The following is a 3,834-nucleotide window of genomic DNA, read 5'->3' on the forward strand; positions in this document are numbered from 1 at the left end:
GGCGTAAAGAGCGGCCGTCTCAGCGCAGAAACCGCGGAGATCGGCGCTGTCGTTTTCGTTCACACCGCAGGGGTCGCTGGTTCAATCCCAGCCGCGCCCACCATTTCACGTCGTTGCTATCCGGTCATTCTTAGCGCTCCGCTAGAGGGGCCGGGTAGCGAGACTGCCGCGCAGTTTCTGCGCATTGCGCTTGGCGCGGCTGCACCCATTTCGTCGATGATTTCCGCGATCGCTGTTTGCGCCGCATCGTCGCAGCGCTGTGCCGCACGATGTACAGCTGCCATCCGCGACCATTCGGCAGGCGAAGCGCTCGCGATAGTTGCGCGTCGACTCTCCCGATTTCTCTAAGCTTCATCGTCACGGGAAGGCAGGGCGCGTCGAAAGCGGGGTCGGCCGCAGCGGTGCGGTTGCATCGGCGAGCCGGCGCCCTTTATCGCGCACGGCATGGTTCGCAATCGCAGGAAGTCCGTCCTTCGCTATTTCGGCGCCGTCGGCCTGATCGTTGCCGCGGCGTGTGTCGGGGCGCCCGTCGTTCTCGAACCGATCACGCCGGATGATGCCCGGGCGTTGTGGTCGCTGGGCGGGGCGGTCGGCGGCGTCGGTGTCGTGCTGACGATCGGCAGCGTCTTTACGCGGGGGCCGCAGACTTGATGGTCTTCGAGCGTCTGCTTTTTTCGCCAGAGGTGGGTCCGGTTCTTGTCGCCCTCGCATCCCCTGTTTCTGCCGCGCCGCGGGACACGGTCGTGCTCGAAGAGCATGAGCAGGTGGCGGAAGCGGATCTTTGCCATCTACCGGGCCGCCCTTCGTATGGCGGTTTCGTCGAACTGCGGCGGGCGGACGGGTCGCTGATGCGGCAGGTCGCGTGCGAGGGTGGCGAGAAACACGGCCGTGATCGCCAGTTTCATACGAACGGCACGCTCGCCATGGAACGTCACTGGAAGAGGGGGGACCTCGATGGGCGGTATCGCCGCTGGTACCGCGACGGCACGTTGCAGGAAGAATGGACCTATGGCCCGCACGGGCTGGAGGGCGAGTATCGCGTCTACCACTCCAATGGGCGGCCGGCCTCCATCGCGCATTGGCGCGATGGCAAGCGCGACGGCCCCTACATCAATTACGACAAGGCGGGGCATGTCCTCGAGGTCGGCCGGTATGCGGCCGGACGGGCCGACGGGGAAGTGATCGAATACCTGCCGTCGGGCAGGGCAAGGAAACATGCACGCTTCGCCATGGGCCACCGCGTCGGCGTGCAGGCGTTATGGGGCAGCAACGGTCAGCTGTTGCGCCGCACCGAATACACGCCCGAGGGTCGGTTCGTTCAGCGCCACGTCTGGAACGTCGACGGTACGCTGCGCCGGGTGACGCGGCCGATCTCGATCCCCGGGTACGGCCGCGGGCTGAAGATGGTCCGCCATGAGGGCTGTCTTACCGAGACGGTCATCCAGAGCGGTACCGACGATCCCGCCCGCCTCGCGGAAATCGGCTATTCGTTCACGCCGGGGTTGTACAAGCTGGAAACGGTGCGCCGCGGAGACGAGGTCGTCGAACGCGTCGAAGCATATGATCACCAGTTGATCGCGCCCGTCATTCGCAAGGACAGGCAGTGCTGATCGCCGGCGGTTGAGCAGGCGCGGGCGAGGAGATTCTGCATCGCCGCCGCTACCCTGCTCGCGTCCACTGGGAGCCGTCACTCCATGACTCCACCGGCGCCCGGTTGCCGCGAAGGGGCTGCCGGCGTGCATCGCTATCCCGGCAGTTGGCGCGCCGCTAGCGGCGTCTTTATGTCGCGCGAAGCCAGCCCAATTCTGGAAATGCCTCTAAGTTAAAGACTTTGCAGCATTCCCTCGCCTAAAAGGCGGGCGCTGCGGATCCGTGGAAGGCATTGCGTGAACAGAGTTGATCGAGCAGCTGGGGGCGATCGCCAGCCCCCGTCCGCTCGCGACGAGGAGGCGCGGATCGCCGCGGTGGCGGACTATTGGTCGGCGGGCAGCGATCCGGACGCGGAGTTCGACCATGTCGTGCAGCTGGCGGCGTCGCTGTTCGGCGTGGCGACCGCGCTGGTGTCGCTGGTCGGTCGCGACGAGCAGACCTTCGTGGCGCGCGCGGGGCTGGATATCTGCGGCACGTCGCGCGAGGTGTCCTTCTGCGCACACGCGCTCGACCGCGACGATCCGATGGTGATCGAGGACGCGCTGCTCGACCCGCGCTTTGCCGCGAACCCGCTGGTGCTGGGCGCGCCGCATATCCGCTTCTACGCCGGCATGCCGCTCCGCGTGACATCCGGCGCGGTGCTGGGAACGCTGTGCCTGATCAACCCCGCGCCGCGCACGCTGGATGCGCACCAGCGGCACCTGCTCGCGAGTCTCGCCCAGATCGTGGTGGATCGACTGGAACTGCGGCGGAGCCAGCGCCGGTACCGCGCGAGCGAGCAGCGCCTGTCGCGCTTGGCGCATGTCGACCAGCTCACCGGCCTCGCCAACCGCGCCCAGCTTCACGAACGCGCCAACGAGATCCTCGCGCGCGACGGGCAGGCGGCGCTGCTGCTGTTCGACCTCGACGGCTTCAAGTTCGTCAACGACGTGTTCGGCCATGCGACCGGCGACCGGCTGCTGTGCGCCGTGGCGGATCGGCTCCGCAGCCTATTGGACGAGCGGCACCTGCTCGCGCGCTTGGGGGGCGACGAGTTCGTGATCCTGCTGATCGGGGTGAGCGATGCGCGCGAGGCCTATGGCATCGCGGAAGACCTGCGCCGCAGCTTCCGAAAAGGCTTTCTGGTGGAGGATCAGGACCTTCAGCTGGAAACCTGTGTCGGGCTGGCACTCGCGCCGTATCATGGCGACAACGTGGAGACGCTGCTCCGCCATGCCGATCTGGCGCTCTATCGCGCAAAGGAAGAGGGCGGGGCGGCGGTCGGCTATTTCGAGCCGCATCTGCGCCACAGCGTCGAGAAGCGGCGGGGCATCCAGTCCGAGCTGCACCAGGCGTTCCAGCGCGGCGAGTTCGAGCTTCACTACCAGCCTCAGGTCCGGCTCGCGGACGGCGAGCTGATCGGGGCGGAGGCGCTGCTGCGCTGGCGGCACCCGGCGCGCGGGCTGCTGTCGCCGGGCGAGTTCCTCGGCATTCTGGAGTTGATGCCGCTCTCCGCCCGCGTCGGCGAATGGGTGTTGTGCGAGGCGATCCGGCAGGCGGCGGCGTGGGCGGCTGCGGGATCGCCGTTGCGGGTAGCGGTCAATCTCTCCGCGGCGCAGTTCCTGTCCGGCTCGCTCGCCGACCTCGTCACCGAGCATCTCGCGCGCTTCGAGGTACCGGCTCAGCTGCTCGAGCTAGAGATGACCGAGCGGCTGGCGGTGAAGAACGTGCCCTCGACCGCGGCGATCCTGTCTGCGGTGCGGGAAACGGGGGTCGGTGTCGCGCTGGACGACTTCGGCACCGGCTTCGCCTCGCTGAGCCTGCTCAACGACCTGCCGGTGAGCAAGCTGAAGATCGATCGTGCGTTCACGGCGCAGCTCGGCGTGGGGGTGCGCTCCGCGGCGCTGGTCGAGGCGATCCTGCGGCTCGGCCGCGCATTCGATCTGGAGGTCGTCGCCGAAGGTGTCGAGACCGCCGAGCAGGCGGAATGGCTGAGGGCGGCAGGCTGTGACGAGGCGCAGGGGTATTTCTACGGCCGGCCGATGACCGCGGAGCGGTTGAACGACCTGTTGTGAGCCGTGCGGGTGTCGTGCGGCCCCGGGGCTAGGTGTTCAGTCCCGGCATCTGGTGGATCGGATTGACGATGAAGCGTTCTGGCTCTGAGGTCCAGAGCTTGGCGATGTATTCGTAGGGTGTGAGGCCGCT

At 67.3% G+C, this 3,834-nt stretch carries 4 protein-coding genes and 1 pseudogene; 4 read left to right on the forward strand and 1 reads right to left on the reverse strand.

The window, feature by feature from the left end:
- From ACBY01_RS17075 to ACBY01_RS17090, 4 genes are all read left to right on the forward strand, one after another.
- Window positions 1–348 (forward strand): hypothetical protein (locus ACBY01_RS17075; RefSeq protein ID WP_416462188.1); only part of this gene is annotated, 348 nt, incomplete at its 5' end.
- A 96-nt stretch (window positions 349–444) separates the two neighbouring features.
- A complete protein-coding gene (locus ACBY01_RS17080; RefSeq protein ID WP_416462189.1) occupies window positions 445–651 on the forward strand; it encodes a hypothetical protein in 207 nt (68 codons plus the stop codon).
- A complete protein-coding gene (locus ACBY01_RS17085; RefSeq protein WP_416462191.1) occupies window positions 651–1,610 on the forward strand; it encodes a toxin-antitoxin system YwqK family antitoxin in 960 nt (319 codons plus the stop codon). The genes ACBY01_RS17080 and ACBY01_RS17085 overlap by 1 nt, the downstream gene beginning before the upstream one ends.
- Window positions 1,611–1,886: 276 nt before the next feature.
- The gene (locus ACBY01_RS17090; RefSeq protein ID WP_416462190.1) at window positions 1,887–3,704 is read left to right on the forward strand and encodes a putative bifunctional diguanylate cyclase/phosphodiesterase; all 1,818 of its coding nucleotides are present in this window, start codon (window positions 1,887–1,889) and stop codon (window positions 3,702–3,704) included.
- 28 nt (window positions 3,705–3,732) lie between these two features.
- Here the strand turns inward: ACBY01_RS17090 and ACBY01_RS17095 are convergent.
- Window positions 3,733–3,834 (reverse strand): annotated as a pseudogene (locus ACBY01_RS17095) (IS481 family transposase); the annotation flags it as partial.

It is taken from the genome of Sphingomonas mangrovi (assembly GCF_047975845.1).
Classification (GTDB): domain Bacteria; phylum Pseudomonadota; class Alphaproteobacteria; order Sphingomonadales; family Sphingomonadaceae; genus Sphingomonas.

Excerpts from the sequence above, each read along its gene's own strand:
- ACBY01_RS17085 (WP_416462191.1), top strand. The coding sequence starts at position 651 with ATGGTCTTCGAGCGTCTGCTTTTTTCGCCAGAGGTGGGTCCGGTTCTT.
- ACBY01_RS17080 (WP_416462189.1), top strand. The coding sequence starts at position 445 with ATGGTTCGCAATCGCAGGAAGTCCGTCCTTCGCTATTTCGGCGCCGTC.